This window comes from Kitasatospora nipponensis (genome assembly GCF_039528135.1).
GTDB lineage: Bacteria > Actinomycetota > Actinomycetes > Streptomycetales > Streptomycetaceae > Kitasatospora > Kitasatospora nipponensis.
Window position 1 is genome coordinate 1 of the sequence record NZ_BAAALF010000730.1, and the last position, 693, is coordinate 693.

General features: G+C 71.1%; 1 protein-coding gene. It reads left to right on the forward strand.

Annotated elements, in window-relative coordinates:
* Positions 1-693 (forward strand): glutamate--tRNA ligase (locus ABD323_RS42970; RefSeq protein WP_344447471.1); only part of this gene is annotated, 693 nt, incomplete at both ends.

Below are 693 nucleotides of genomic sequence, written 5' to 3' on the forward strand. Positions count from 1 at the left end.
GCGAGGGCACCAAGAAGCTGTCCAAGCGCGACCCGCAGGCCAGCCTCACCCTCTACCGCGAGCGCGGCTTCCTGCCCGAGGGCCTGCTCAACTACCTGGCGCTGCTGGGCTGGTCGCTCTCCGAGGACCAGGACCGCTTCTCCATGGAGGAGTTCGTCGCGGCCTTCGACATCGCCAAGGTGAACGCGAACCCGGCCCGCTTCGACCTGAAGAAGTGCGAGTCGATCAACGGCGACCACCTCCGCCTGCTCGCGCCGGACGAGTTCGTCCGCCGCCTGGTGCCGTACCTGCAGGCCCCCGGCCTGCTGCCGGCCGAGCCGACCGCCGACCAGCTCGACCTGCTGGCCAAGGTGGCGCCGCTCACCCAGGAGCGGATGGTCGTGCTGAGCGAGATCGTCAACATGGCGGGCTTCCTCTTCGTCGACCCGGCCGATTTCACGGTGGACCCGGAGGACGCCGCCAAGGTGCTCACCGCGGACGCCCGTCCGGTGCTGGAGGCCAGCGTCCAGGCACTCACCGAGCTGGCGGACTTCACCCCGGAGCCGATCCAGGCGGCGCTGCGCGAGGCGCTGGTGGACGGCCTGGGCATCAAGCCCAAGTTCGCCTTCACCCCGCTCCGGGTGGCCGTCACCGGCCGCCGGGGCTCCCCGCCGCTCTTCGTGTCAATGGAGCTGCTCGGCCGCGCCGAGGCGC